Origin of the sequence: Pseudomonas sp. 21LCFQ010 (assembly GCF_024129905.1) — a bacterium.
In the GTDB taxonomy this organism is placed as follows: domain Bacteria; phylum Pseudomonadota; class Gammaproteobacteria; order Pseudomonadales; family Pseudomonadaceae; genus Aquipseudomonas.
In genome coordinates, this window is the sequence record NZ_JAMYDZ010000009.1 from 57,640 (window position 1) to 83,907 (window position 26,268).

General features: G+C 61.2%; 26 protein-coding genes. 12 read left to right on the forward strand and 14 right to left on the reverse strand.

The window, feature by feature from the left end:
• Window positions 1-6 precede the first annotated feature (6 nt).
• Both NJC38_RS12655 and NJC38_RS12660 read right to left on the reverse strand, forming a co-directional pair.
• Window positions 7-732: a 4'-phosphopantetheinyl transferase gene (locus tag NJC38_RS12655; protein WP_253115052.1), complete on the reverse strand. Its 726-nt coding sequence runs from the start codon at window positions 730-732 to the stop codon at window positions 7-9.
• Window positions 733-828: 96 nt separating this feature from the next.
• Window positions 829-1,617 (reverse strand): dienelactone hydrolase family protein, encoded by a 789-nt coding sequence (locus NJC38_RS12660; protein WP_253115053.1) that lies wholly within the window; start codon window positions 1,615-1,617, stop codon window positions 829-831.
• Between the two features lie 227 nt (window positions 1,618-1,844).
• On the opposite strand from NJC38_RS12660, the gene NJC38_RS12665 reads away from it, so the two are divergent.
• From NJC38_RS12665 to NJC38_RS12675, 3 genes are all read left to right on the forward strand, one after another.
• A complete protein-coding gene (locus NJC38_RS12665) occupies window positions 1,845-2,522 on the forward strand; it encodes a response regulator (protein WP_045482183.1) in 678 nt (225 codons plus the stop codon).
• Window positions 2,519-3,865 carry an ATP-binding protein gene (locus tag NJC38_RS12670; RefSeq protein ID WP_045482180.1) on the forward strand — a complete coding sequence of 449 codons (1,347 nt, stop codon included), beginning with the start codon at window positions 2,519-2,521 and terminating at the stop codon, window positions 3,863-3,865. The genes NJC38_RS12665 and NJC38_RS12670 overlap by 4 nt, the downstream gene beginning before the upstream one ends.
• A 415-nt stretch (window positions 3,866-4,280) precedes the next feature.
• Entirely contained in the window at window positions 4,281-5,627 is a 1,347-nt protein-coding gene (locus tag NJC38_RS12675) for a dicarboxylate/amino acid:cation symporter (protein ID WP_045482177.1), read from the forward strand.
• Between the two features lie 58 nt (window positions 5,628-5,685).
• Here NJC38_RS12675 and NJC38_RS12680 read toward each other — a convergent pair whose 3' ends face one another.
• Window positions 5,686-6,180 carry a SprT family zinc-dependent metalloprotease gene (locus NJC38_RS12680; RefSeq protein WP_045482174.1) on the reverse strand — a complete coding sequence of 165 codons (495 nt, stop codon included), beginning with the start codon at window positions 6,178-6,180 and terminating at the stop codon, window positions 5,686-5,688.
• A gap of 96 nt (window positions 6,181-6,276) precedes the next feature.
• Entirely contained in the window at window positions 6,277-6,876 is a 600-nt protein-coding gene (locus NJC38_RS12685) for a Yip1 family protein (protein WP_045482171.1), read from the reverse strand.
• A gap of 269 nt (window positions 6,877-7,145) precedes the next feature.
• Here NJC38_RS12685 and ttcA point away from each other — a divergent pair, with 269 nt between their 5' ends.
• Window positions 7,146-7,970, forward strand: a complete 825-nt coding sequence (gene ttcA, locus NJC38_RS12690) for a tRNA 2-thiocytidine(32) synthetase TtcA (protein ID WP_045482168.1) — start codon at window positions 7,146-7,148, stop codon at window positions 7,968-7,970.
• Window positions 7,971-7,976: 6 nt separating this feature from the next.
• On the opposite strand, the gene NJC38_RS12695 is transcribed toward ttcA, so the two are convergent.
• Genes NJC38_RS12695 through arsC form a run of 3 tightly spaced genes read right to left on the reverse strand, consistent with a single transcriptional unit; the run spans window position 7,977 to window position 9,635 of the window.
• The gene (locus tag NJC38_RS12695; protein WP_253115054.1) at window positions 7,977-8,648 is read right to left on the reverse strand and encodes a DNA-3-methyladenine glycosylase I; all 672 of its coding nucleotides are present in this window, start codon (window positions 8,646-8,648) and stop codon (window positions 7,977-7,979) included.
• Window positions 8,649-8,685: 37 nt separating this feature from the next.
• The gene (gene wrbA / locus NJC38_RS12700) at window positions 8,686-9,285 is read right to left on the reverse strand and encodes an NAD(P)H:quinone oxidoreductase (RefSeq protein ID WP_045482162.1); all 600 of its coding nucleotides are present in this window, start codon (window positions 9,283-9,285) and stop codon (window positions 8,686-8,688) included.
• Entirely contained in the window at window positions 9,282-9,635 is a 354-nt protein-coding gene (gene arsC / locus NJC38_RS12705) for an arsenate reductase (glutaredoxin) (RefSeq protein WP_045482160.1), read from the reverse strand. Before arsC ends, wrbA begins: the two co-directional genes overlap by 4 nt.
• Before the next feature lie 129 nt (window positions 9,636-9,764).
• Between arsC and NJC38_RS12710 the strand changes: the two genes are divergently transcribed.
• Window positions 9,765-10,232: a TlpA disulfide reductase family protein gene (locus NJC38_RS12710; RefSeq protein WP_253115055.1), complete on the forward strand. Its 468-nt coding sequence runs from the start codon at window positions 9,765-9,767 to the stop codon at window positions 10,230-10,232.
• Between the two features lie 13 nt (window positions 10,233-10,245).
• Here the strand turns inward: NJC38_RS12710 and NJC38_RS12715 are convergent, their stop codons facing one another.
• From NJC38_RS12715 to NJC38_RS12725, 3 genes are read right to left on the reverse strand one after another with little or no spacing between them, the layout of a single operon-like run.
• Complete coding sequence (locus NJC38_RS12715; RefSeq protein WP_045493696.1) at window positions 10,246-10,647, reverse strand: META domain-containing protein; 402 nt, start codon at window positions 10,645-10,647, stop codon at window positions 10,246-10,248.
• Window positions 10,644-11,081 carry a hypothetical protein gene (locus tag NJC38_RS12720; protein ID WP_045482155.1) on the reverse strand — a complete coding sequence of 146 codons (438 nt, stop codon included), beginning with the start codon at window positions 11,079-11,081 and terminating at the stop codon, window positions 10,644-10,646. The genes NJC38_RS12715 and NJC38_RS12720 overlap by 4 nt, the downstream gene beginning before the upstream one ends.
• Before the next feature lie 46 nt (window positions 11,082-11,127).
• Window positions 11,128-13,881: a response regulator gene (locus tag NJC38_RS12725; protein WP_045482152.1), complete on the reverse strand. Its 2,754-nt coding sequence runs from the start codon at window positions 13,879-13,881 to the stop codon at window positions 11,128-11,130.
• Window positions 13,882-14,261: 380 nt separating this feature from the next.
• Between NJC38_RS12725 and cysM the strand changes: the two genes are divergently transcribed.
• The 5 genes from cysM to NJC38_RS12750 all read left to right on the forward strand — a co-directional run bounded on the left by cysM (window position 14,262) and on the right by NJC38_RS12750 (window position 20,408).
• Window positions 14,262-15,164 carry a cysteine synthase CysM gene (cysM, locus tag NJC38_RS12730; protein WP_045482149.1) on the forward strand — a complete coding sequence of 301 codons (903 nt, stop codon included), beginning with the start codon at window positions 14,262-14,264 and terminating at the stop codon, window positions 15,162-15,164.
• Entirely contained in the window at window positions 15,164-16,519 is a 1,356-nt protein-coding gene (gene rlmD, locus NJC38_RS12735) for a 23S rRNA (uracil(1939)-C(5))-methyltransferase RlmD (protein WP_253115056.1), read from the forward strand. Before cysM ends, rlmD begins: the two co-directional genes overlap by 1 nt.
• A 165-nt stretch (window positions 16,520-16,684) precedes the next feature.
• Window positions 16,685-18,928, forward strand: coding sequence for a GTP diphosphokinase (gene relA / locus NJC38_RS12740; RefSeq protein WP_045482143.1), 2,244 nt, complete (start codon window positions 16,685-16,687; stop codon window positions 18,926-18,928).
• A gap of 85 nt (window positions 18,929-19,013) precedes the next feature.
• Window positions 19,014-19,847: a nucleoside triphosphate pyrophosphohydrolase gene (mazG, locus tag NJC38_RS12745; RefSeq protein WP_253115057.1), complete on the forward strand. Its 834-nt coding sequence runs from the start codon at window positions 19,014-19,016 to the stop codon at window positions 19,845-19,847.
• Between the two features lie 21 nt (window positions 19,848-19,868).
• Window positions 19,869-20,408 carry a DUF2058 domain-containing protein gene (locus tag NJC38_RS12750; RefSeq protein ID WP_253115058.1) on the forward strand — a complete coding sequence of 180 codons (540 nt, stop codon included), beginning with the start codon at window positions 19,869-19,871 and terminating at the stop codon, window positions 20,406-20,408.
• A 203-nt stretch (window positions 20,409-20,611) separates the two neighbouring features.
• Here NJC38_RS12750 and NJC38_RS12755 read toward each other — a convergent pair whose 3' ends face one another.
• The 4 genes from NJC38_RS12755 to purM form a co-directional block, all read right to left on the reverse strand.
• Entirely contained in the window at window positions 20,612-21,013 is a 402-nt protein-coding gene (locus NJC38_RS12755; RefSeq protein ID WP_253115137.1) for a hypothetical protein, read from the reverse strand.
• Between the two features lie 76 nt (window positions 21,014-21,089).
• A complete protein-coding gene (locus tag NJC38_RS12760) occupies window positions 21,090-21,803 on the reverse strand; it encodes a DUF3108 domain-containing protein (RefSeq protein ID WP_045482137.1) in 714 nt (237 codons plus the stop codon).
• 8 nt (window positions 21,804-21,811) lie between these two features.
• Window positions 21,812-22,474: a phosphoribosylglycinamide formyltransferase gene (gene purN, locus NJC38_RS12765; protein ID WP_045482134.1), complete on the reverse strand. Its 663-nt coding sequence runs from the start codon at window positions 22,472-22,474 to the stop codon at window positions 21,812-21,814.
• Window positions 22,474-23,532 (reverse strand): phosphoribosylformylglycinamidine cyclo-ligase, encoded by a 1,059-nt coding sequence (gene purM, locus NJC38_RS12770; protein WP_045482131.1) that lies wholly within the window; start codon window positions 23,530-23,532, stop codon window positions 22,474-22,476. Before purM ends, purN begins: the two co-directional genes overlap by 1 nt.
• Before the next feature lie 281 nt (window positions 23,533-23,813).
• Here purM and NJC38_RS12775 point away from each other — a divergent pair, with 281 nt between their 5' ends.
• Both NJC38_RS12775 and NJC38_RS12780 read left to right on the forward strand, forming a co-directional pair.
• A complete protein-coding gene (locus NJC38_RS12775) occupies window positions 23,814-24,872 on the forward strand; it encodes a DUF2066 domain-containing protein (protein WP_045482128.1) in 1,059 nt (352 codons plus the stop codon).
• A 176-nt stretch (window positions 24,873-25,048) separates the two neighbouring features.
• On the forward strand, window positions 25,049-26,122 hold the full coding sequence (locus NJC38_RS12780) for an AI-2E family transporter (protein WP_045482125.1): 1,074 nt from the start codon (window positions 25,049-25,051) through the stop codon (window positions 26,120-26,122).
• Window positions 26,123-26,268 lie beyond the last annotated feature (146 nt).

The window sequence follows — 26,268 nt, forward strand, 5'->3', positions numbered from 1 at the left end:
CGTCCTTCACGCCGCCACGGCCACCAGACTCAGCAGATGGTCGTCATGCAGGCAAAATTGCCCCTGCAGCACTGCACCGTGCTGCCATTGTTCCGACAGGTCGCACAGCAGACCGAGACGCACCCGGCCGTCAATCGACCAGTCCAGTACCTGTGCATCTTCGAAGTAGAAGCGTTTGCCAACCAGCGGATACAGCGCCTTGAACAACGCCTCCTTGATCGAAAAGGTCAGGGTCACGCACAGCGCCAGTTGCTCCTCTGGCAACTGTTGCAGACGGGCCAGTTCGTCTGCGGTAAGGATTTCTCCGGCCAGGCGGCTGGCGCGCTCATGGCTGAGCAGGCTTTCTGCATCCAGGCCCAGGCCGCGCCAGTGCGTGCGCGGTGCAACGATGGCCGCTGCCCAGCCGGTGCTGTGGGTGATCGAACCACAGACATCGGCAGGCCAGACCGGTGCGCGGTCCTCGCCGATGGCGGGCACATAGAGACGCCGGTCAAGCTGCTGCAAGGCCTGACGGGCACACAGGCGCCCGGCGAGGAATTCAGCCTGACGCTTGGCCACCGAACGCTGGATGCTGGCCGGTGGCTCGATATTGCACAGTGACCAGTCGCTGGGGGCGAGTTGCTGCGGGTCGAATGATCCGCTAATTAATACCACCCCTGATAGCGTTTCCGGCAGAGGCCAGTGGAGCGTGAGATCAGGACAGCAGGCGGGGAGGGGCGGGTGTCGGGTCATGGTCGTGTGTCGTCGGTTACGGGCGTAGGAGCGGCTTTAGCCGCGAAAGGGTCAGGGCCCATAGCAGCTAAAACCCCGCCAACGGTGTTGGGGCTATCAGCCAAAGATTTTCTTGAAGAATGCCTGCATGTCGGCCCACGAGCTTTGGTCGGCGGCTTTGTTGTAGCCAATGTCCGGCCCGCCATGCTCACCGTGGCTCAGGCGGTCCGCGTCAGGATTGGTGAAGCCGTGTTTGACGCCTTCGATGCTGACGAACTTGTAGTCGGCCTTGGCCGCGTCCATTTCCTGTTTGAAGGCCGCGACCTGTTCGGCGGTGACCATGCTGTCGCTGGCGCCATGTTCCACCAGCATGGGGACTTTGATGCCTGGCTTGGCCGGGCTCTGGGTGGCCAGGGCGCCGTGGAAGCTCACCACGCCCGCCAGCGGTTCGCCACGGCGGGCGGCGTCCAGCACCACCTTGCCGCCGAAGCAGTAGCCAATGGCGGCAATTTTGGCCGGGTTGGTCTGCGGCTGTTTCTTGAGTTGCTCAAGGCCGGCGTCGAAGCGCTTGCTGGAGGCGTCGCTGTCTTTGAGCGCGGCCTGCATGAATGCCAGGGCGTCCTTGGGGTGTTCGGTGTTCTTGCCATCGCCATACATGTCGATGGCCAGCGCGCTGTAGCCCAGTTGCGCCAGGTCGCGGGCGCGGCGCTTGGCATAGTCGTTCAGCCCCCACCATTCGTGGACCACCAGAACGCCTGGGCGCTGGCCGGTGATCGCGTCATCGTAGGCGTAGTAGCCGACCAGTTGCGTACCGTCAGCACTCTGGTAATTGATCTGCTCGGTCTTTACCGCCGCCTGCGCCAGCCCGGCCAGGCCCATCAAGGTCAACGCAATCCAGACACGCATGGGCAATTCCTTTTCTGCAAGAGTGGGGGAGCGCACAGCCTAGCCGATTTGCCCGTTCAGGTCTGTCATGGGTGTGCCGCAGGTGTTCAGTCGGGGTTCAGCGCTGGCCTATTACCGTAGTCGCAGCAAGGTCGTTATGATGCCTGCCATGGAACCGGCGGTTACCGGGTGATCATGACGATCGCCGTTTTTTGTCCTGAGGGTGCAGCCGCATCCGGGAGAGCTGCATGAAGTTGTTGGTGGTCGAGGACGAGGCGCTGTTGCGCCATCACTTGTATACGCGCCTGAGCGAGGCCGGACACGTGGTGGAAGCGGTGGCCAATGCCGAGGAGGCGCTGTATCAGGTCGGGCAATTCAATCATGACCTGGCGATTATCGATCTGGGTCTGCCGGGCCTGGGCGGGCTGGATCTGATTCGTCAGTTGCGCACCCTGGGCAAGGCCTTTCCGATCCTGATCCTCACCGCGCGTGGCAACTGGCAGGACAAGGTCGAAGGCCTGGCTGCCGGCGCCGATGATTACGTGGTCAAGCCCTTCCAGTTCGAAGAGCTGGAGGCACGGCTCAATGCCCTGTTGCGACGCTCCAGCGGTTTTATCCAGTCGACCATCACCGCCGGCCCCTTGCTGCTTGACCTCAACCGCAAGCAGGCCACCCTGCAAGAGCAGCCGCTGGCGCTGACGGCCTACGAATACCGCATCCTGGAATACCTGATGCTCCATCACCAGCAGGTGGTGCCCAAAGAGCGTTTGATGGAGCAGCTGTACCCTGACGATGATGAGCGCGATCCGAACGTGATCGAAGTGCTGGTCGGCCGCCTGCGCCGCAAGCTCGACACCGCCGCCGCGTTCAAACCCATCGAAACCGTGCGCGGCATGGGCTATCTGTTCACTGAGCGCTGCACATGATCCGTTCGCTGCGCCTGCGCTTGATGCTGGGGGCAGCGACCCTCGCGGTCATCTTCATGCTGTTGATGCTGCCGGCACTGCAAAGCGCCTTTAGCCTGGCGCTGCGTGGCGCCATCGAGCAGCGCCTGGCTGCCGATGTGACCACCATGATTTCCGCCGCGCGGGTCGAGAGCGGCGGTTTGATGATGCCTTCTTTATTGCCGGGCGAGCAGTTCAACCTGCCGGGCAGCCGTCTGCACGGCTATATCTTCAACCGTCAGGGCCAACTGGTCTGGCGTTCGCTGGCCAGTGAGGGCGAAGATCTCGATTACCGCCCTGAATATGACGGCCTGGGCAGCAAGTTCAACCGGATCAAGACCGACAACGGCAACGAGTTTTTCGTCTACGACGTGGAAATCCGTCTGTTGGGCGGGCGTAATGCGGCGTTCAGCATCGTCGCCGTGCAGCCGTTGCACGGCTACCAGGAAACCGTTGGCCAATTGCGCAAAAAGCTTTATCTGGGCTTCGGTGGCGCCCTGATCGTACTGCTTGGCCTGCTGTGGCTGGGCCTGACCTGGGGCCTGAAGGCGCTCAAAGGCGTCAGCCGCGAGCTTGACCAGGTGGAAGCCGGCGAGCGGGAAAGCCTCAGCGAGAACCACCCCAGTGAACTGCTGCGCCTGACCGGCTCGCTCAACCGCCTGTTACGCAGCGAGCGTGAACAGCGGATTCGTTATCGCGACTCGCTGGGTGATCTGGCCCATAGCCTCAAAACACCGTTGACCGTCTTGCAGGGCGTCAGCGAAACCATTGCCAAGCGCCCGCAAGACCTTGAGCAGGCGCGGGTGCTGCAAACCCAGATCGAACGCATGAGCCAGCAGATCGGCTACCAGTTGCAGCGTGCCAGCCTGCGCAAGAGCGGTCTGGTCCGGCATTACGTCGCACTGCGGCCGGTGGTCGAGAGCCTGTGCAACACCTTGCAGAAGGTTTACCGCGACAAAACGGTCAATGTCACCTTGCACTTGCCGGAGCGCTGCCAGGTGCCCATGGAAGAGGCTGCCCTGATGGAGCTGCTCGGCAACCTGCTGGAGAACGCCTACCGGCTGTGCCTGGGCGAGGTGCGTATCAGTTTCATGGCGCTGGAGTCTGGCGACGAACTGTGTGTTGAAGATGACGGCCCCGGTGTGCCAGCCAGCCAGCGCGCGCGCATTCTGCAGCGCGGCGAGCGCCTGGACCGGCAGAACCCCGGGCAGGGCATTGGTCTTGCGGTGGTCAAGGACATCATCGAAAGCTACAGCGCACAATTGACCCTGGATGAGTCGCCGTTGGGCGGTGCGCTGTTTCGCATTCACTTCACCGCCGAGTGACTGGCGTATTTCCGCCAACGCTGGCATGGCAGGCCCACCGGCACTGGCCGCTCTGGCAGGCCGCGCCACAGGCAGATTGCGCTTGTCGGCCAGCAGGGCGCTGACGGGCGTGCAGCGCTAAAGCGTGCTGCTCAGGGCGCAGGCGGATACCCGCCACTGTTAAGCCGCTAACCTCTAAAACAGGCGGAAATCCGCCACCCATTTTTCTCAAGAGCATCTAGTGTCAATGCTGAGCGCCTTGTCTGGCGCGGGTTCTGCGGTAAATAACCGAACGTGGCACGGCCATTGCTATACAACCGGCAGAGGCCTGCTACGCGCAGCTCGACACAACAAATCCCTCCAGTGCAGGAGGGTTAGCGCTTTATAGGCAACACGCGCACCGGATAGTGCCGTGAAGCCCTTGAGGATAACTACAATGACGACTCGTCAGCCTATCTACAAAACCCTGTACTTCCAGGTCATCGTGGCCATCGTGATCGGTATCCTGATCGGTCACTTCTACCCGCAGACCGGCGAAGCCTTGAAGCCGCTGGGTGATGGCTTCATCAAACTGATCAAGATGGTCATCGCGCCCATCATCTTCTGTACTGTAGTGAGCGGCATCGCCGGCATGCAGAACATGAAGTCGATCGGCAAGACCGGCGGTTACGCGCTGCTGTATTTCGAAATCGTTTCGACCCTGGCCCTGATCATCGGCCTGGTCGTCGTCAACGTGGTCAAACCGGGCGTTGGCATGAACATCGACCCGACCACTCTGGACGCTTCCAAGATCGCCGCCTATGTAACGGCGAGTAAGGACCAGAGCATCGTTGGTTTCATCCTCAACGTGATTCCGAACACCATCGTCGGCGCCTTCGCCAACGGCGACATCCTGCAAGTGCTGATGTTCTCGGTGATCTTCGGTTTCGCCCTGCATCGCCTGGGTGCTTACGGTCGTCCGGTACTGGACTTCATCGATCGCTTCGCACACGTGATGTTCAACATCATCAACATGATCATGAAGCTGGCGCCTATCGGTGCGTTCGGTGCCATGGCCTTCACCATCGGTAAATACGGTGTCGGTACCCTGGTCCAGCTCGGTCAGCTGATGCTGTGCTTCTACATCACCTGCTTCCTGTTCGTGATGCTGGTCCTGGGCGGCATCTGCCGTGCCCACGGTTTCACCATCTCCAGGGTGATTCGCTACATCCGTGAAGAGCTGCTGATCGTACTGGGTACTTCCTCGTCGGAATCGGCCCTGCCACGCATGCTGATCAAGATGGAGCGCCTGGGTGCACAGAAGTCGGTCGTGGGTCTGGTTATCCCGACTGGCTACTCGTTCAACCTGGACGGCACCTCGATCTACCTGACCATGGCTGCTGTGTTCATCGCTCAGGCGACCAACACCGAAATGGACATCACCCACCAGATCACCCTGCTGCTGGTGCTGCTGCTGTCCTCCAAAGGTGCTGCTGGCGTGACCGGTAGTGGCTTCATCGTGTTGGCTGCAACCCTGTCGGCCGTAGGCCACCTGCCGGTTGCCGGTCTGGCGCTGATCCTGGGTATCGACCGCTTCATGTCCGAAGCCCGCGCCCTGACCAACCTGGTGGGTAACGCGGTTGCCACTCTGGTTGTTGCCAAGTGGGTCGGCGAGCTGGACAACGACAAACTGCAATCCGAGCTGGCCTCGGGCGGTTCGGCAATCATCGAAACCCGTCATGAAGATGACCTGGGTGTCGCTGAAGGCCCGGCTCCGGTGAGCACCACCAAGCCAACCGTCTGATCATCGATCGGACCTGAAAAAGCCCATCTTCGGATGGGCTTTTTCGTTGCTGGCGGTTCTATTCAATGCGGGTCTCGCCGCTGAACACCAGAGTCTGACGACAGCGGCGGCACAGGTAGCGGCGGCCCTGGACCACCATGCGGTGGCGCTGGGCGGTGAAGGCAAAATCGCTCTGCGGGCATGGGCAGCGGTAGATGTAACGGGTCACTTGCCGCCGCTCCACGGCATAGGTATGGCAGCGGTTGGGCGGTAGCTCATACACGCCGCGCATGATCAGTTGCCATTCCTCCCCGTGGGGCTGGATCTTGCTGCCAAACAACTGATGAGCGATCAGGTGAGCCACTTCATGAGGGACGGTCTGGCGCAGGAAGTCTTCGCGGTTTTCCTGGTACAGCTGAGGGTTGAAGCGCAGCAGGTTTTCCTGCAGATGGGCAACCCCGGCCTTCTGCCCGCGCAGCTTGAAACTCACCAAGGGGCGCTTGAACGGACGTTTGAAAAAGGCTTCGGCTTTTTGATAACAGGCTTCTACGTGGGACTTCAGTAGCTCGGGCATGCGTGACGACTCTCCAGTGGCGCCCAGTATGCCGCAAGGCGGGCGCCGACTGAAAATCCCGACACTGGCTACTCGTCGGGAGGGTTACGCTGACTGTCAGGTCGTATATTGCGGCCCGGCGCCCAGCCCCCAGAGCACCACGGTAAAGGCCATGATCGCCACCAGCACCACCAGGCCTACCGACAGGATGGAACTGGAAAACATGAAGCCCTCTTCGGCCGAGACGTTCATGAACGTTGGCAGGCCGCTGTACAGCAGATACACCGTGTAGCTGATCGCTGCAGTGCCCACTATCAGTCCCAGCCACAGGTGCGGATAAAGCGCTGCCACGCCGCCAATGAACAGCGGTGTCGCGGTGTAGGTGGCAAACGCGATACAGCGCGCCAGGCTCGGGTCGGCATCATAGGTACGAGCCATCCAGTGGATGAAACCGCCCATGATCGCCACGCCGGCCAACAGGGTCAGGTAAGACATCATTGCCATGCCCAAGGCGCTGGCCTGAGTGAGCATGACCGGCGCACGCTCGCCGATCGTCCAGCCGACCTGCGTGGTGCCGATATAGGCGCATAACGGTGGGATCACCGCCAATAGCAGGGTGTGAGTGAGATAGATATGACGAATGCTTTCGTCTTCTGTGCGGATTTGTTGCCACTCACGCTCCGGATGGGTGAACAGACCCCAGACATGATTGATCACGGTGTCCTCCTCGCAGTTAGCGCCTGCAGTGGCATGGCGCCGCCAACCACCTGATTCAGGCCTCACATTAAAAGTATAGAAGTGCCGCACAGCCGGTGCGCTGCTGCTTAGAGCGATTGGTGATCTGCAACACGTCGTTAATGCCATGCATGGAGGTTCAATGATGCTGACGATGTGCGTAAAATGTCGGCCCTTTCGGCGGTCTTGCGCGACATTTTCCTTGTTCAGGCCCCTTTGTAGAAACCTTGCCAGCGGAAACCACCAGCATCATGGGCACTCTTTCAGTCAATCAGAACAAACTGCAGAAACGCCTGCGTCGGCTGGCCGGCGAGGCTGTCAGCGATTACAACATGATCGAGGACGGCGACAAGGTCATGGTCTGTCTGTCCGGCGGCAAGGACAGCTACACCATGCTCGACGTGCTGATGCACCTGCAGAAGGTGGCGCCGATCAAGTTCGATATCGTCGCGGTGAACATGGACCAGAAGCAGCCCGGCTTTCCCGAGCATGTGTTGCCGGCTTATCTGGAAACCCTGGGCATCGAGTATCACATTGTCGAGAAAGACACCTACTCGGTGGTCAAGGAACTGGTGCCGGAGGGCAAAACCACCTGCTCGCTGTGCTCGCGCCTGCGTCGCGGCACGCTGTACACCTTTGCCGATGAAATCGGCGCGACCAAGATGGCCTTGGGGCATCACCGCGACGACATCGTCGAGACGTTCTTCCTCAACATGTTCTTCAACGCCTCGCTCAAGGCCATGCCGCCCAAGCTGCGCTCCGACGACGGCCGTAATGTGGTGATCCGCCCTCTGGCTTACTGCCATGAGAAGGACATCCAGGCCTATTCGAACTTCAAGGGCTTCCCGATCATCCCGTGCAACCTGTGTGGTTCTCAGGAAAACCTGCAACGCCAGGTGGTCAAGGACATGCTTCAGGATTGGGAGCGCAAGACCCCGGGCCGGGTCGAGAACATCTTCCGTGCCCTGCAGAACGTTCAGCCTTCGCAACTGGCCGACCGCAACCTGTTCGACTTCAGCAGCCTGCGCATGGACGAAAGCGCGGCGTCGCGCTTCGTCAATGTGGTCAATCTCTGAGCCGACTCAGTGGTTGACGGTATAGGCCAGCATCGCTGACAACTGACACAGTGGCCGGCCACTCTCGGCCTGCCACTGGTTGAATGCGGCCTGGACAATGGCCATGTCGCGTTTGCTGGACGGCACCTTGTCGACAATGTCCTGCGCATTGAGGGCAGCGACCACATCGTTGCTCGGCACGAAGGTGTCCTTGCCGATCATGCGCAGAAAGCGCGGCGCCGACAAACCGCCCATCTGGCTGCCATGCTTGCTCAGGTACTGCCACAGCCCGGTAATGTCCTCCACCGGCCACTGGGCGATAAAGTTGCCGAAGCTGCCGTGCTCTTGAGCGATATCCAGTACCAATTGGGCATTGCGTGGCACGCTTTTGAGCTTGCCGAGGTGGCGAATGATGCGTGTGTCCTGCATCAGCCGCTCCAGATGGTCGGCGCCCATCAGCACCACCTTTTCCGGGTCAAAACCGAAAAACACCTGCTCAAAGGCCGGCCACTTGGCATCGACCAGGCTGTGCTTGAGCCCGGCGCGAAACACCCGCAGGGCCAGGGTCGACAGGTAGCGGTCATCGCCGATGGCCTTTAATTGCTCTGGCGTTCTGGGCTGCGGCAATTGCGCCTCAAGCGCCTTGGCCGAGCCAAAGCGGTTCAGGCAATACTCATGGAGCCATTTGTAGTCTTGCATTCGAACTCCAGGCTTATAGATTTGCGGGTTTGGCCTTCTACGCCGCGCCCAGCAACGACGCGGTCCGCGCCAGACGTTGGCCCAGGGCGCGGCACAGTTCGATCTCGTGTTTGTCCAGCGGACGTTTGCCGTCGGGGCCGGCGTGATGGCTGGCGCCGTACGGTGTGCCGCCACCGGCGGTTTCCAGCAGCGCCGACTCGCTGTAGGGCAGGCCGGTGATCAGCATGCCGTGGTGCAGCAGCGGCAGCAGCATCGACATCAAAGTGGTTTCCTGGCCGCCGTGCAGGCTGGCGGTGGAGGTAAACACACTGGCGGGTTTGCCGACCAGCGCACCGGTCAGCCACAGATTGCTGGTGCCGTCGAGAAAGTACTTGAGCGGCGCAGCCATGTTGCCGAAGCGCGTCGGGCTGCCGAGGGCCAGGCCTGCGCACTGTTTGAGATCGTCCAGAGTGGCATAAGGCGCGCCGCTTTCCGGGATATCCGGGGCGCTGGCTTCGCAGTCGGCCGACACCGCCGGTACGGTGCGCAGCCGTGCTTCCAGGCCGCCCATCTCGATACCGCGGGCAATTTGCCGGGCCATCTCGCTGGTCGAACCATTACGGCTGTAGAACAACACCAGAATGTAAGGTGCACTCACGGCAGCAACTCCAGCAGCTTTTCGGTGGGGCGACCAATTGCCGCACGATCACCGGCGACCAGAATCGGTCGTTCGATCAATTTCGGGTGGCTGGCCATGGCGCCAATCAACTGCTCATCGCTCAACGCCGGGTCGGCCAGGTTCAGCTCCTTGTATTCGTCTTCACCGCTGCGCAGCAGCTGGCGCGGGGCGATTCCCAGCTTGCCGAGCAGGTCGCGCAACTGCGCTGCATCGGGCGGGGTTTGCAAATAAAGGACTACTTCAGGAGTCAGGCCGCGGGCTTGCAGCAGCTCCAGCGCCGCGCGGGATTTTGAGCAACGCGGGTTGTGATAAAGCTTCAGATCAGTCATTTGCGGGTCGCATCTTGTAGAGTGTGGCGCGTATTCTAACTGCGCGGTGTGCTGGATCGACATATACAGTGCCGATTGCACGCATCAAGTGTCATATGAGTTTGGTTTGACGAAAGAAGGAAAGTTTCGATGGCAAGGCGATTAGTGGCAACGTTGGCACTGCTCGGCAGTATCTTGCTCAGTGGTTGTGGTGTGGACCTGGGCACTGACCAGAATGGTCAGAAAGTGACCAGTGAGCGCATCGACAAGCACTGGCTGGTGATCAATTACTGGGCTGAATGGTGCGGGCCGTGTCGGGTCGAAATCCCGGAACTGAACCACCTGGCCGAACAGCTCAAGGACCAGAAGGTCACCGTATTGGGGGTCAACTTCGACAACCTGCAAGGCGATGAGCTGAAAAAGGCTTCCGATGCATTGGGCATCAAATTCACCGTGCTGGCTCGGGACCCGGCCGAGCGCTATGAATTCCCGCCTGCCGAAGCCCTGCCGGTGACCTACATCATCGATGACAAAGGCAAACTGCGTGAGCAGTTGCTGGGCGAACAGACCGCCGCCGGCCTGACCGCCAGACTCAAGGCGCTGCGCGGCGAGGGCTGACGCTGCTGCGCGGTTATTCTTGCCAGAACCGCAGCGGTTTGCCCTCTGCCGGCCACAACCGCAACTGGTTGATCGGCGAGATATCCCAGCGCTGCACTTTGGGCAAGGTTTCGAGAAAGCGCTGTTCCTGCTCCATCAGCGCTTCGACGCACAGTTTGCGAGTCTTGCCGATCCGCTCGAAGCTGATCAGTTGGCCTTGCAGCGTGTAGGCGGCGAACCAGTGGTTGCAACCGGCGTTGCCATACGCCCGACCGTCAGCGCCCAGGGTCATGGTCATGCGGCTGCGATCAACCAGCGGGCGCTCGCCGATCCACTCCAGCACGTAACTCTGCTCCTGCTGAATCAGCACTGGCTCACTGGCACAGCCGGTCAGCAGCAAGGCACCGATCAGGCTTGCTAACCCTCGGCGTTTCATGCCGGCTGGGCCTGGCATTTACGGCAGGTGTGTTTGTCGCCGTCAGTCTTCCAGCCCAGTTCGGCGATGCGCGCAACGGCCGCCGGTTTCTGAGCCTTGGTGCCCAGTTTGCTTTCCACCGAAAACTCGAACTTCAGCTCGCTGTTGCAGCTGTCGCAATGCACCGCCCACTCATGGATCGCCAGTTCGTCGAACACTGGACCGTTGGCCACCGCGACCCACTGGCCGGGCGGGTTGATCAGGTGGCGGACCTTTTCCACTGTCAGGCGCATGTACAGGCTCTTGCTGCCTTTAAGGGTGACCAGCAGTTGGTCGTCGCCTTGAATCGAACCACCGTTGCCGGTGACCTGATAGCGGCCGGGTGCCAGAGTGCGGCACTCGGTGAGGGTGTGTTGCGGGTTGAGCATGCTGTAGCGAAAATCGTGTTCGGCCATGAGTCCTCCAAAATGCCCGCTATGGTATCAGGCTAAGCGCGTGCGCTCACGCGGTGACTCGCGCTTCGGTCGCCAGGCGGGCAATGGCTTTGTCAAGGTCGTCCAGAGCGTCGCTGGCCTGCGGGGCATTTTGCTTGAGCAGGGTCTCTGCCCGCTGGCAGGCGGCGCGTAGCTGCGGCACACCGCAGTAACGGGTCGCACCATGCAGCCTGTGGATGCGCTCGATCATCGCCTGGATATCGGCAGCGCTGCGGGCCGTGCGAATCGCTTCGCGATCGGCGTCCAGCGAGGCCAGCAACATGGCCAGCATGTCGGCGGCCAGGTCAGCTTTGCCGGCCGCCAGGCGCAGGCCTTCTTCCGGGTCCAGAACCAGCGGCCCGACATGACTCTGCTCGGCGTCCAGTGGCGACTCCGGCACCGGCGTACGCAGCGCCAGACCGGTCCACTTGAGCACCACTTGAGCCAGTTGCCGCTCGCTGATCGGCTTGGTCAGGTAGTCGTCCATACCGCTTTGCAGCAACGAGCGTTTCTCGTTGGCCATGGCGTGGGCGGTTAGGGCCACAATCGGCATCGGGCTGTTCTGCCGCTCTTCTTCCCAGTCACGAATTGTCTCGGTGGCCTGGCGACCATCCATGCCGGGCATCTGCACGTCCATCAGCACCAGGTCGAAGCTCTGTTCCTGCACGGCCTGGACGGCGGCGTAGCCACTGTCCACCGCCACCACCTTGGCGCCCATGTCTTCCAGCAGGGTCTGTACCAGTAACAGGTTGGCAGGGTTATCGTCCACACAGAGGATGCGGGGTGCCCGGCTGGGCAACTGAATACTGTTTTCAGTACGGATTGCGCGCGGGGCAATCAACTCTGACAGCCCGCGACGCAGCTTGCGGTCACAGGCAGGCTTGGCCTGCAACTGGGTATATACATCCGGGACTGACTGCTGGAACAGCAGCTGCTCGGTGGTCGGGCACAGCACCAGCACCTTGCAGTCGAGGTTTTCCAGCTCCCAGATTGACTGGCGCAGACGTTCCGGAGGCATCTCGTAGCTGGTCACGCCGATCACTGCCAGTTCAATGCGCGCTGGCGTTTCATGGGCGACCGTCACACCGTTGATCAGGCTTTCCAGGTTCTTGAACAGCAGTGGCTCCAGGCCGCAATCCTCTAGCTGATGCTCCAGTGCCTGACGCGCCAGCTCATGGTGTTCCAGAACCGCCACCCGCACGCCTTGCAGCGGTTGCGGCATCGGGTCTTCGGAGTCGTCGCGGGCCTTGGGCAGTTTCAGGCTGATCCAGAACTCCGAGCCGACGCCAGGGGTGCTGTCTACCCCGATCTCGCCGCCCATCTGCTCGATCAGGCGTTTTGAAATCACCAGCCCCAGACCGGTGCCGCCTGGCTGGCGCGACAGCGAATTGTCGGCCTGGCTGAAGGCCTGGAACAGCGCGCGCAGGTCCTGGCTGGACAGCCCGACTCCGGTGTCCTGGACGCTGATGCGCAGTTGCGCGCTGTCTTCGGTCTCTTCCTCGACCATGGCGCGGGCAACAATGGTGCCTTCGCGGGTGAACTTGATCGCGTTGCTCACCAGGTTGGTGAGAATCTGTTTGAGGCGCAGCGGGTCGCCGATCAGGGCCGCCGGCGTGTCGCGGTACACCAGGCTGACCAGTTCCAGCTGCTTGGCATGCGCCGCCGGAGCGAGAATGGTCAAGGTGTCTTGCAACAGGTCGCGCAGGTTGAAGGCGATGGTGTCGAGGACCAGCTTGCCGGCCTCGATCTTGGAGAAGTCGAGAATCTCGTTGATGATGCTCAACAGGCTGTCGGCGGACTTTTCGATGGTGTTGAGGTAGTCGATCTGGCGTGGCGTCAGTTCGCTTTTCTGCAATAGATGTGTAAAACCGACGATGCCATTGAGCGGCGTACGGATTTCATGGCTCATGTTGGCCAGAAACTCCGACTTGATGCGGCTTGCCTCCAGCGCCTCTTTGCGCGCCAGGTCCAGTTCGATGTTTTGAATCTCGATGGTTTCGAGGTTCAGGCGCACGTCTTCGGTCGCCTGATCGATGCTCTGCTGCAGTTCTTCGCGGGCATTTTGCAGCGTCGAGGCCATGCGGTTGATGCCCGACGCCAGTTCGTCGAGCTCATGGCTGCCCAGTGGCGGCAGGCGGGTTTCCAGATGACCTTCCTTGAGCAGGCTGACCGCATGCTTGATGCGCCCCAGCGGCTGGTTGATGCTGCGGCTCATGCGCAGCGCCAGTGCGGCGGTGACGCCCAGCCCGAGGAGGATCAGCAGCAGGCTGGCGAACAGGCTGCGATAGCCGCGCAACAGCGTGCCGTTATGGGAAATCTCCAATTCGACCCAGCCCAGCAGACGGTCGGCCTCTTCAGGGATGACAGCGCTGGTCAGATGCCGCTGGTTGCCGAACACCGGCAATAGATAGCGGGTGGCATCGCTGCCGGTGCGATTGAGCAATTGGGTGCCCTGACCGGTGGGCGCGGGATTGATCATGCTCGGGCCGGCATGCGCCAGTGCATTACGATCGGCATCCAGGAACGTCACCGAGCGCACGTCGTCTTCTTCCAGCGACTGGGTGGCGATGCGGCTGAGAATGGCTTTGTCTTTATGCCCCAGCGCGGTAGCGGCCAGCGGTACCAGTTGGCGGGTGATCATTTCGCCGCGCACCAGTAGCTGGCTTTGCAGCTCGTACAACTGCATCCATGTGAAATAGCCGCCCAGCACCACAGCCATCAGGCTGGTGGGCAAAATGGTCAACAGCAGAACCCGGCTCTTGATACCCAGCTTGGTCAGCACACACGCTCTCCTGCAACCCGGAAGGTGTCCCGGAAGGTCCTTTATTTGTCACCCCTGAACAGTGACACACCAGTGTAGCCATTGGCTGCCAGACATATTACATCCTTAACTGCCTGCGGCGGCGCACGGCGTCACCATCCCCGGTGGCAGGGGCAATCAGCCGCCCGTTGGTCATTGTGGAGCGGCCTTGGCATTATTGACAGGCTTGGCGCGAGCGCAACGGGCTGGGCAGCCGCACGCCAGCAGCGCAGCCCGCCAGGCAAGGGGTGCCGGCAAGTCTCTTATTCTTTTTGGTGATAAATGCCTCACTTTGCGTGATATGGGCTTTGGGCGTTTGCCGGTATGATAGGCGCCCCCGCAGACTGGATTGCGAATACGCCATGACCCTGCAGTATCAAACCATTGCCGATTGCGTCGGCAACACACCGCTGGTGCGCCTGCAGCGCCTCGGCGGTGACACCAGCAATACCCTCCTGTTGAAACTTGAAGGTAACAACCCCGCAGGTTCGGTCAAAGACCGTCCGGCGCTGTCGATGATCACCCGCGCCGAGTTGCGCGGGCAGATCCAGCCCGGCGATACCCTGATCGAAGCCACCTCCGGCAACACCGGCATTGCCCTGGCCATGGCGGCGGCCATCAAGGGGTACCGCATGATCCTGATCATGCCCGACAACTCCAGTGCCGAGCGCAAGGTCGCGATGACGGCCTATGGCGCCGAGCTGATTCTGGTCAGCAAGGAAGAGGGCATGGAAGGTGCCCGCGACCTGGCCGAGCGCATGCAGGCCGAAGGTCGTGGCAAGGTGCTGGACCAGTTCGCCAACGGTGACAACCCCGAGGCGCACTACACCGGCACCGGCCCGGAAATCTGGCGGCAGACCGGCGGCACCATCACCCACTTTGTCAGCTCGATGGGCACCACCGGCACCATCATGGGTAACTCGCGCTACCTCAAGGAGCAGAACCCCAACGTGCAGATCGTCGGCCTGCAGCCGATGGAAGGCGCAGCCATTCCGGGGATCCGTCGCTGGCCCGAAGAGTACCTGCCCAGCATCTATCAGGCTTCCCGGGTCGATCAGATCATCGACATGGGGCAGGCTGAGGCCGAAGACGTCATGCGTCGCCTGGCCCGTGAAGAAGGCATCTTCTGCGGCGTGTCGTCCGGTGGTGCAGTGGCCGGGATGTTGCGCCTGTCCCGCGAGCTGGAAAACGCCGTGATCGTCGCCATTATCTGTGACCGTGGCGACCGTTACCTGTCGACCGGCGTTTACGACGCACCCAACTGATGGCCAAACAGCAACGAGGGCTGCGTTTCCAGCCCGCCGGTGGCGTTAAAAGCGCGCAGATTCCGGTCGGCAAGAAGCAGCGCCTGGTCATTGAGCGACTGTCCAGCGACGGTCGTGGCATTGCTTTCGCTGACGGCAAGACCTGGTTTGTGGCCGGCAGTCTGGCCGGTGAAGAAGTCGACACGCGGGTCCTCAACGCCCGCGGTAAGGTGGTCGAGGCCCGTACCGAGCGGGTGGTGCGGGCCAGCGAGACACGACGTGCTGCCGCTTGCGAGTATTTCGGTCGCTGTGGCGGCTGCAGCGTGCAGCACATGCCCCACGATCAGCAATTGGCATTCAAGCAGGAAATGCTCGCAGAGCAACTGCAGCGGGTGGCCCAGGTTGCGCCGGAGCAGTGGGCGCCGCCGTTGGTCGGCAGCGAGCTGGCCTACCGGCGCCGGGCCCGGGTCGCGGTGCGCTGGGACAACAAGGCGCGCCAGCTGGAGGTCGGCTTCCGCGCTGCGGCGAGCCAGGACATCGTCAATGTGCGCCATTGCCCGGTGCTGGTCGAAGAACTCCAGCCGCTGATGGCCAGCCTGCCTGAGTTGCTGGGGCGGCTAGCCAAGCCCCAGGCATTGGGGCATGTCGAGCTGTTCAGTGGTACGGCCCTGGCACTGCTGGTCCGGCATGTCGCGCCACTCGCTGCTACCGATCTGGCCATACTGGGTGAATTCTGTGATCAACAGGGCGTGCAGCTCTGGCTGCACGGCGATGGCGAGCCGTATCCGCTCGACCCGCAGCAGACCCTGGGCTATCGCCTCGAACCCTGGGATATGCAACTGGCCTGGCGGCCGGGAGATTTCATTCAGGTCAACGCGGCGGTCAACACCGCGATGATCGACCAGGCCCTGCAATGGCTGGCGCCCGAGCCGAGCGAGCGGGTCATGGACCTGTTCTGTGGCCTGGGCAATTTCGCCTTGCCGCTGGCTGCACAAGCCCGCGAGGTGGTGGCGGTCGAAGGTGTCCAGGTGATGGTCGATCGCGCCGCACTCAATGCCCGCGACAACGGGCTGCAGAACGTGAAATTTTTCCAGGCTGATCTTTCTCAGCCTTTGACGCAGGCAAGCTGGTCTGTAAAAGGATTTTCTGCGGTACTCTTGGACCCACCACGCGACGGTGCCTTTGAAGTGGTGCGCCAGATCGGCAAGTCGGGGGCCCGGCGGTTGCTGTATGTGTCCTGCAACCCCGCCACCCTGGCCCGTGACGCGCAAGAATTGATCAAACAGGGTTACCGCTTGAAACGAGCCGGAATTCTCGACATGTTTCCTCAAACGGCGCATGTCGAAGCGATGGCGTTATTTGAAATGAAAGAATGAGTGAGTGGACGCCGGTTCATTGGATCGAACCGGTGCCACAGGGAATCTCGTTTAATTCAGACTGGCCCGTGAATGCTGTTGCTTGCTGGCCCGGCAAGTGGCATTCGCTTTAAAAGGCCGGCGACTTTCGGCGCCATTCATCGCGCCGTAGGGAAGGTAAGCAGCATGGTACAGGTGAGAGCACACCAGCCGGTCAACACCGACGGCAGTATCAATCTCGACGCATGGCTCGACCATATTGTCAGTGTCGATCTGATTCTGGATCGCCAGGCCATGAAAGAAGCCTGCGAATTCGCAAGGCTGGCAGAAGAGCAGAACAACCCCACCCATAAAGACGACTGGGCCGACGGCACCTCCAGTTTTCAGACCGGTCTTGAAATTGCCGAGATCCTCGCCGACCTCAAGCTCGATCAGGACTCGCTGATTGCGGCGGTCATTTATCGTGGCGTACGCGAGGGGCTGATTCCCCTCGCGCAGGTCGAAGAACGCTTCGGCGCCACCGTGGCCAAACTGATCGAAGGCGTTCAGCGCATGGCTGCGATCAGTGCCAGCTTCAGCCCGCGCCAGTCGCTGGTGCTGGGCAGCCAGACGCAGGTCGAGAACCTGCGCCGCATGCTGGTGGCAATGGTCGATGACGTGCGCGTGGCGCTGATCAAGCTGGCCGAGCGTACCTGCGCGATTCGTGCGGTAAAAAATGCCGACGAAGAAAAGCGCAACCGCGTTGCCCGGGAAGTCTTCGACATCTATGCCCCGTTGGCCCATCGGCTGGGTATCGGGCATATCAAGTGGGAGCTCGAAGATCTCTCGTTCCGCTATCTGGAGCCTGATCAGTACAAACAGATCGCCAAGCTGCTGCATGAGCGGCGGCTGGACCGTGAGCGCTTCATCAGCGATGTGATGACCCAGCTCGACAACGAGCTGCAGGCCACCGGGGTCAAGGCCGATATCAGCGGCCGGGCGAAACACATCTACTCGATCTGGCGCAAGATGCAGCGCAAAGGCCTGGCGTTCAGCCAGATCTACGACGTGCGTGCCGTGCGGGTGCTGGTTCCGGAAATGCGCGACTGCTACACCGCGCTGGGTATCGTCCACACTCTGTGGCGGCATATTCCCAAGGAGTTTGACGACTATATCGCCAACCCCAAGGAGAACGGCTACCGCTCGCTGCACACTGCCGTGATCGGCCCGGAAGGCAAGGTCCTGGAAGTGCAGATCCGCACCCACGCCATGCACGAAGAGGCCGAGCTGGGCGTGTGTGCCCACTGGCGCTACAAGGGCACCGACGTCAAATCCAGCTCCAACCACTACGAAGAGAAGATCTCCTGGCTGCGTCAGGTGCTGGAGTGGCACGAAGAACTGGGTGACATCGGTGGGCTGGCCGAACAGCTGCGGGTCGATATCGAGCCGGACCGGGTCTATGTGTTCACCCCGGACGGTCATGCCATCGACCTGCCCAAGGGCGCGACACCGCTGGATTTCGCTTATCGGGTGCACACCGAGATTGGCCACAACTGCCGCGGTGCGAAGATCAACGGGCGGATCGTACCGCTCAACTACAGCCTGCAGACCGGTGAGCAGGTCGAGATCATCACCAGCAAGAATGGCATCCCCAGCCGAGACTGGCTCAATGCCAACCTCGGTTACATCACCACCTCACGGGCACGGGCCAAGATCGTCCACTGGTTCAAGCTGCAGGCTCGCGACCAGAACGTCGCCGCTGGCCGCACCTTGCTGGAGCGCGAACTGGCGCGCATGGCGTTGCAGCAGGTCGACTTCGAGAAGCTGGCCGACAAGGCCAATTACAAGACCGGCGAAGACATGTTCGCGGCACTGGGTGCCGGTGACCTGCGTCTGACCCAGCTGGTCAACCTGGCGCAGCAGCAAGTCGAGCCGGAGCGGGTCGACGAGGTCGAGCTGATTCCGCGCAAGGCGACCGGTTACAAGCCGGGCAAGCGTGGCGATATCCAGATCCAGGGCGTCGGTAACCTGTTGACCCAGATTGCCGGCTGCTGCCAGCCAGTGCCGGGCGATGCGATTGTCGGCTATATCACTCAGGGGCGTGGCGTGACCATTCACCGGCAGGATTGCGCCTCGGTGTTGCAACTGGGCGGCAAGGAGCCGGAGCGGATCATCCAGGTCAGTTGGGGGCCGGCGCCGGTGCTCACCTACCCGGTGGACATCCTGATTCGTGCCTACGACCGTTCCGGGCTGTTGCGTGACGTCACCCAGGTGCTGCTCAACGAGCGGATCAACGTGCTGGCGGTCAACACCCGCTCGAACAAGGAAGACAACACTGCAACGATGTCGCTGACCATCGAAATTCCGGGGCTCGATGCACTGGGCCGGTTGCTGGGGCGTATTTCCCAGTTGCCGAACATCATCGAGACCCGGCGTAACAAGACGTCGTGATGGACAGCCCGTAGGAGCGGCTTCAGCCGCGAAAGCGCATCTTCGCGGCTGAAGCCGCTCCTACGGGCGACCTTGGGAGCCTTCTATGTACACGCTCGACGATCTGCTCAATCTCATGGCCCGGCTGCGTGATCCGCAGTACGGTTGCCCCTGGGATCTGAAGCAGACTTACGCCAGTATCGTGCCGCACACGCTGGAGGAGGCCTATGAGGTCGCCGACGCCATCGAGCGGGGTGACTACAGGCAGATGCAAGGCGAATTGGGTGACTTGCTGTTCCAGGTGGTGTTCTACGCTCAACTGGCCAAAGAAGAGCAGCGCTTCGAGTTTGCTGCGGTGGTCGATGGCATCACCCGTAAACTGCTGCGCCGTCACCCGCATGTATTTCCCACCGGCGAGCTGTATGCGCCGCTGGAGACGCCGCGTCTGAGTGAAAGCGAAGTCAATCGGCGCTGGGACGAAATCAAGGCTCAGGAGCGTGCCGAGCAGGCTGCCGCGCCCGAGCAGTTGTCGTTGCTCGACGACGTGCCGCAAGCCTTGCCGGCGCTGTCCAGAGCCAGCAAGTTGCAAAAGCGTGCGGCCCAGGTGGGCTTCGACTGGCCGGCCGCCTTGCCGGTGGTCGATAAAGTGCGTGAAGAGCTCGACGAAGTGCTGGAAGCCATGGCCGATGGTGATACCGCAGAAGTGGCCGATGAAATCGGGGACCTGCTGTTTTCGGTGGTCAATCTGGCCCGGCATCTTAAAGTCGACCCGGAAACTGCGCTACGCTCGGCCAATGGCAAGTTTGACAGGCGTTTTCGCTTCATCGAAGCGGTCTTGCACGATCAGGGGCGCGCCCTTGAGGGCTGCAGCCTGGAAGAACTCGATGCCTTGTGGGGCGAAGCCAAACGTCAGGAAAAGAACACAACCCATTGCGGTTGAACCGGATAAAGCGAGTAAACAATGAGCCTCTCCCTACGCGACCAATTGCTCAAGGCCGGCCTGGTCAACGAAAAACAGGCCAAGCAGGTCAGCAAAGCCAAGCAGAAAGAACAGCGTCTGGTTCATAAGGGCCAGATCGAAGCTGACGACTCACAAAAGCGCGCCGCCCAGGAGGCCCAGGCCGAAAAAGCCAGGCGCGACCAGGAACTGAATCGTCAGCAACAGGAAAAAGCCGAGGCCAAGGCCCGTACGGCGCAGATCAAGCAACTGATCGAAGTGTCCCGCTTGCCCAAGCTCACCACCGAGGACTACTACAACTTCGTCGACGACAAAAAGGTCAAGCGCATCTCGGTCAACACCCTGGTGCGCAACAAACTCAGCAGCGGCTCGCTGGGTATTGTCCATCACGGCGGCGGTTACGAAATCATCCCCCGTGAAGCAGCCCTGAAAATCCAGGAGCGCGACCCACGCCGCATCGTACTGCTCAACGCCCCGACCGAAGAGCCGGATGCCGATGATCCGTACGCTGCGTACCAGATCCCTGATGATTTGATGTGGTAAGTACCGCCACGCCCCGGTAGGAGCGGCCGTCGCCACGGCACCGCGCTGTCGCGCAGCAAACACGGAACCCCGTAGGACTGGCTTCAGCCGGGAAGCCTTCGCGGCTGAAGCGGATCGCCGCCCGGCCGCTCCTACGGTGTATTCCTTGCAAATCAACGGGTTGTGGTCTTGTTTGATGAGAGAGCGGCTTTAACCGCGAAAGCTCAAAGCTTCGCAGCTAAAGCTGCTCCTACAAAGGGCTGTGTCTGCTGCACGACGGCGCAATTGTGCTGTGCCTGCTCTTCCAGCGCCTCAAGTTCCTGCTTGTAACGCTGCGCATCAGCCTCATCGTGGAACATCCCCACCAGCTGATCCTGCTGGCGCACATCCCAGATATGAATTCCGTGGCCAATCGCCTCATGAGAGAGGTGGGCTTCGTCGCGTTCAGTCACTGTTACGGTCATGGTGTGATCTCCCGGATCTGATAACTGCGGCGAGATGTCGCAGGTCTTTTTTATAGTTTTTGTTAGCCTGCTAAGTAAATACCCTTTATCGACCATGAAACCCGCGAAATAGCTGAAGCCCTTGAAATACAAGCCCTCGCGCCAGCATGAATGTTTCTTCATGTTTCAAGAGGTAAAGTGGCCGCCCACAAAAAAGCCCCTGATACCTGCGTACCAGAGGCTCTTTGTAACGCACGTCTTAGCGGCCTTTAACCGACTTGCCGTTCACCGTGCCGTCCTGGAGCATGATGTTGTACTCCTTGCCATCGGTCTCGACCTGCTGCAAGCGTACCAGCAGATAATCCCAGTCCTTGGCGAACCACAGCACCGTGATGCGCTTGCTCTGCGTCGGGTCGCGTACCCGCTCGACCTTGATCGCATCGATCTGGCCAGCCTTGGTCGATACGGTCTCCGAACCCAGCACACGGAAGTCGTAGGTGTCGAGCTCGTCACCATCGACCACCTGATAGCTCATGCTCTTCTTGCCGGCCGCCACGTCATGTTGCAGGGCCAACTGGTACGTGGACTTGTCCAGCACACCACGATTGATCGGCAGCTTGATCGCGTCGCCACGGTCGCTGCCGGTGACGAACTTGCTCGACCAGTCGAAAGCCAGGTCAACCTTCTTGGACTTGCCCAGACCGCTACGCTCGAACGTGTAGGTCTGTGGCATCAACACATCCTTGTCGACCTTCAGCGTGCTGGACTCGGTCAGGCTGGCAATGACCATCGACGCCTTGAAGTTGAGGTTCCAAGTGCCGTTCTGGCCGGCTTCCAGACTGCGTTCGGCTGTGCCGCTCATGGGCAACTGTTTCCAGTCGGCCGTGTAGCTGGCGGAGAATGGCTGCAGATCGGCTGCCTGGGTGGCAGGCAGGGCGAGCAGGGCGAAAGCGAAGAGCAGTGCGCGACGCATGATGTCTCCTAGTTTCGAATCAGGTGGCCGCTGGCCGGGAGCAGTTGACCATCGAGGCTGGCGCCTTGTTGGTCAAGATGCAGACGCCGCTCAGCGAACCAGCGAATGGCCAGCGGGTAAATCCGGTGTTCCTGGATATGAACGCGTTGCGCCAGAGTCGTGGATGAATCGTGCGACTCTACCGAAATCACTGACTGTACGACCAGTGGTCCTCCATCGAGTTCCTCGGTGACGAAGTGCACGCTGCAACCATGCTCGCGATCACCGGCATCCAGCGCCCGCTGATGGGTATGCAAACCCTTGTAGCGCGGCAGCAGCGATGGATGAATGTTCAGCAGGCGGCCGTGGTAGTGATTGACGAAACCTGCGCTGAGAATGCGCATGAAGCCGGCCAGCACCACCAGGTCAGGATTGAAGCCGTCAATCAGCTCGACCAGCGCTGCGTCGAACGCCTCGCGTCCGTCGAACTGCTTGTGGTCCAGGACACAGGCATCGATGCCCGCGTCTTTGGCGCGTTGCAAGCCGAATGCATCGGCGCGGTTGGAAATCACGGCGCGGATGCGCGCCGGGCTGTCCGGGGCGCTGAAGCTGTCGATCATCGCCTGCAGGTTGCTGCCGGTACCCGACAGCAACACAACGACATTGCAGGGAGCTTGTGTCGATGCTGGCATCAATGCGCCTTGAGGTTGTTCAGCTCGACCTGGGCAGCACCTTCGGCAGCCGCCGCGATCTGACCGATCACCCATGGCTGTTCACCGGCATCACGCAGCACGCTCAAGGTCTTCTCGACCTGATCTTGCGCAACACAGATGACCATGCCCACGCCGCAGTTCAGGACGCGGTGCATTTCGTGCTCGTCAACGTTGCCCTGCTCTTGCAGCCAGTCGAAGACGGCCGGGCGTTGCCAGCTGGCGACGTCGATGATCGCCTGGGCGCCTTTTGGCAGGACCCGCGGGATGTTGTCGAGCAGACCACCGCCGGTGATGTGGGCCATGGCCTTGACCGCACCGGTGTCCTTGATCAGCTTGAGCAGCGGTTTGACGTAGATGCGCGTTGGCGCCATCAGCAGTTCGGTCAGCGGCTTGCCGCCCAACTGGGTGGTTTCGATGTCGGCACCGCTGACTTCGATGATCTTGCGGATCAGCGAGTAGCCGTTGGAGTGCGGGCCGGAAGACGGCAGGGCGATCAGTGCGTCGCCGGTCACCACTTTGGAGCCGTCGATGATCTCGGCTTTTTCGACCACACCAACACAGAAGCCGGCCAGGTCGTAGTCTTCGCCTTCGTACATGCCAGGCATTTCAGCGGTTTCGCCACCGACCAGCGAGCAGCCTGCCAGTTCGCAACCGGCGCCGATGCCGGTGACCACGGTCGCCGCGACGTCAACGTTCAGTTTGCCGGTGGCGTAGTAGTCGAGGAAAAACAGCGGCTCGGCACCGCACACCACCAGGTCGTTGACGCACATGGCGACCAGGTCCTGGCCAATGCTGTCGTGCTTGTTCAGGTTCAGCGCCAGGCGCAGTTTGGTGCCGACGCCGTCGGTGCCTGAAACCAGCACTGGCTGCTTGTAGCCGGCCGGGATTTCGCAAAGCGCGCCGAAACCTCCCAGGCCGCCCATGACTTCAGGACGTGCGGTGCGCTTGGCGACGCTTTTGATGCGTTCGACCAATGCTTCACCGGCGTCGATGTCTACACCGGCGTCTTTGTAGCTCAGGGAAGGTTGCTTGCTCATAGAAAATCCAGGCCTTTAGGGGGGATTCGGAAGGACAATCGACCGTTGCGGCCGGGTCCGGTCCAGTCATGCGCAATCGCACAGTGCTGTTTCGGAGCCGATACCATTGTCGGTCTGTGAAGGCGCGCGATTTTAACAGGCTTGCTGCTCTGGAGCCATCCTTGGGCCGACGGGCAGGGCAGCGCTGTACAATCGCGACGTTAATGTGAATGATTGAGCGCCCGCTGCTGTCTCAACCACGAAGTGCCGCGACTGCGTTCTTCCTAGACCAGGAACCTTCCATGCGTTTTTCCAGTTACCTTCTTCTTGGCTGCCTGAGTCTGGCCAGCCTGCCGGGTTTGGCGCAGACCGTGAATGACCTTTATCAAGTCCGCGAACCAGTCACCAGTCAGTCTCCCCAGGAGCGTGACCGGGCTACCCAGGCGGCGGTGCAGACCATGGTAGTGCGCCTGACCGGCAACACCAGGGCCGCCGAGGGGGCGGCGCTGGCCGAGGTGCGCAAGGACCCGCAACAAATCATCAGCCAGTACGGCTATGAGCCTGGCCCGCCGCAGACCCTGCTGGTCGATTTTGACCCGGCCAGCACGGATCGTGCCTTGCGTCAGGCCGGTCTGCCGATCTGGGGCAGCAACCGCCCGAGCATTCTTGGCTGGTGGCTGATCGACTCCACTGAAGGCTCGAATCTGGTCGGCGACGCGCAGGAGGCTGCCGCGCCGCTGCGCCGCGCCGCTCAGCATCGCGGTCTGCCCATGCAGTTGCCGCTGGCCGATCTGAGCGAGCAGGGTGTCGGCACCGCACAGCATCTGTCCGCCAGTGATCCGGGCGAGCTCAAGCAAGCGTCCGAGCGTTACGGCGCTGACGCCATTCTGGCGGTGCATGCCCGTGAAGAGGGCGGCAAGTGGCAGGCGCAGTGGCGCCTGTGGCTGGGTGAGCAGCGTGAGCAGGGCAATGTCGGCGGCGACAGTGTCGAGGCGCTGGCCGATGCCGTGCTGCTGGCGGTTACCGAGCGCCTGGCGCCACGCTTCGCGGTCAAGCCCGGCGCGACCGCCAGTACGCTGCAGTTCGAGGTTCAGGGCATGAACCTTGAGCGTTATGCGCAATTGATGCGGGTGCTCGAAGCCATGGGCGGCAAGCTGGTACTGGTCGAAGGCGAGCGCAGCACCTTTGCGGTCGGGACCAGTGCCGAGCAACTGCGTAACCAGCTTGGTCTGGCCCGTCTGCAGGAAATCCCGGCCAGTGAGGCCGTGCCCGTGGATGCCAGCGCCCCGGCTACAGCTCCGACGCCAGGTGCTGAGGCTGGCGCGCCCGTCAGTGCCGGCAAACTGTATTTCCGTTGGTAACGGTTTTGCGGGAGATTCTTGATCGCGAAGACTGCCTGAGGTTCATGGCAAATGTGCTGGCTTTGCTGGCCTCTTCGCGAGCAGGCTCGCTCCCACGATCACCTTTGATTTGCGCTGAGCGAGCGGCGCTACCCAACGGTGGCTCCTGCGCACCGGTTGTTTGATGAGGAACATCAATGACTGACATAAAACGCTGGTACTGGCTGGGCGCTGCGGCGCTGCTGATCGCCTTTCTATTCTCGCTGCATTCGATCCTGATGCCGTTTCTGGTCGCGTTGCTGCTGGCCTATATGGGCGACCCGCTGGTCGACCGCCTGGAGCGTCTTGGCTTGTCCCGTACCCTCGGCGTAGCAGCGGTGTTCGGTTTGTTTACCTTGATCATGCTGGCGTTGCTGCTGGTGCTGGTGCCGATGCTGGTCAAGCAGTTGATCCGCCTTTATGAGCTGGCCCCGCAGATCCTCGACTGGCTGCAACACACCGCCTTGCCGTGGGCGCAGGCCAAGTTCGGCCTGTCCGATGGCTTCTGGCGGTTCGACAAACTCAAGACGGCGCTGGCCGGGCATATGGGGCAGGCTGGCGATATCGTTGGCCTGGTGCTCTCCCAAGCCACCGCTTCTAGCCTGGCGCTGATGGCCTGGCTGGCCAATCTGGTGCTGATCCCGGTGGTGAGCTTCTATCTGCTGCGCGACTGGGATCTGATGATGGCCAAGCTGCGCAGCCTGCTGCCGCGCCAGCGTGAAACCCAGATCATGGGCCTTGCCAGTGAATGTCACGAAGTGCTGGGCGCCTTCATTCGCGGCCAGTTGTTGGTGATGGTCGGCCTTGGCGTGATCTATTCGGCCGGGCTGATGCTGGTGGGCCTGGAACTGGGGTTGCTGATCGGCATGATTGCCGGTCTGGCAGCGATCGTGCCTTATATGGGCTTCGTTATCGGTATTGGCGCGGCACTGATCGCCGGCTTGTTCCAGTTCGGTGGTGACCTGTATCCGATGCTCGGGATCGTTGCGGTGTTCATGATCGGTCAGGCGCTGGAAGGCATGGTTCTCACCCCTTTACTGGTGGGCGACCGTATCGGCCTGCACCCGGTGGCGGTGATCTTCGCGATTCTGGCGGGCGGTGAGTTGTTCGGCTTTACTGGCATCCTGTTGGCGTTGCCGGTGGCGGCGGTGATCATGGTGTTGTTGCGCCATGTGCATACCCTGTACAAAGAGTCGGACATGTATGCAGGCAGTCGTGACCCGGAACTTTAATGGCCGATGCTGGCAAACACCGCTGGAGCAGGCGCTGCGAAAAAACGCAAGCCTTTGATTTTGCTTGAAGTCTGTCGCATTGTGCGGTCCGCCTCACGGGTATAGACTTTGCTAACTTTATTCAGAGGTCATCGCTTGCTCCCAGG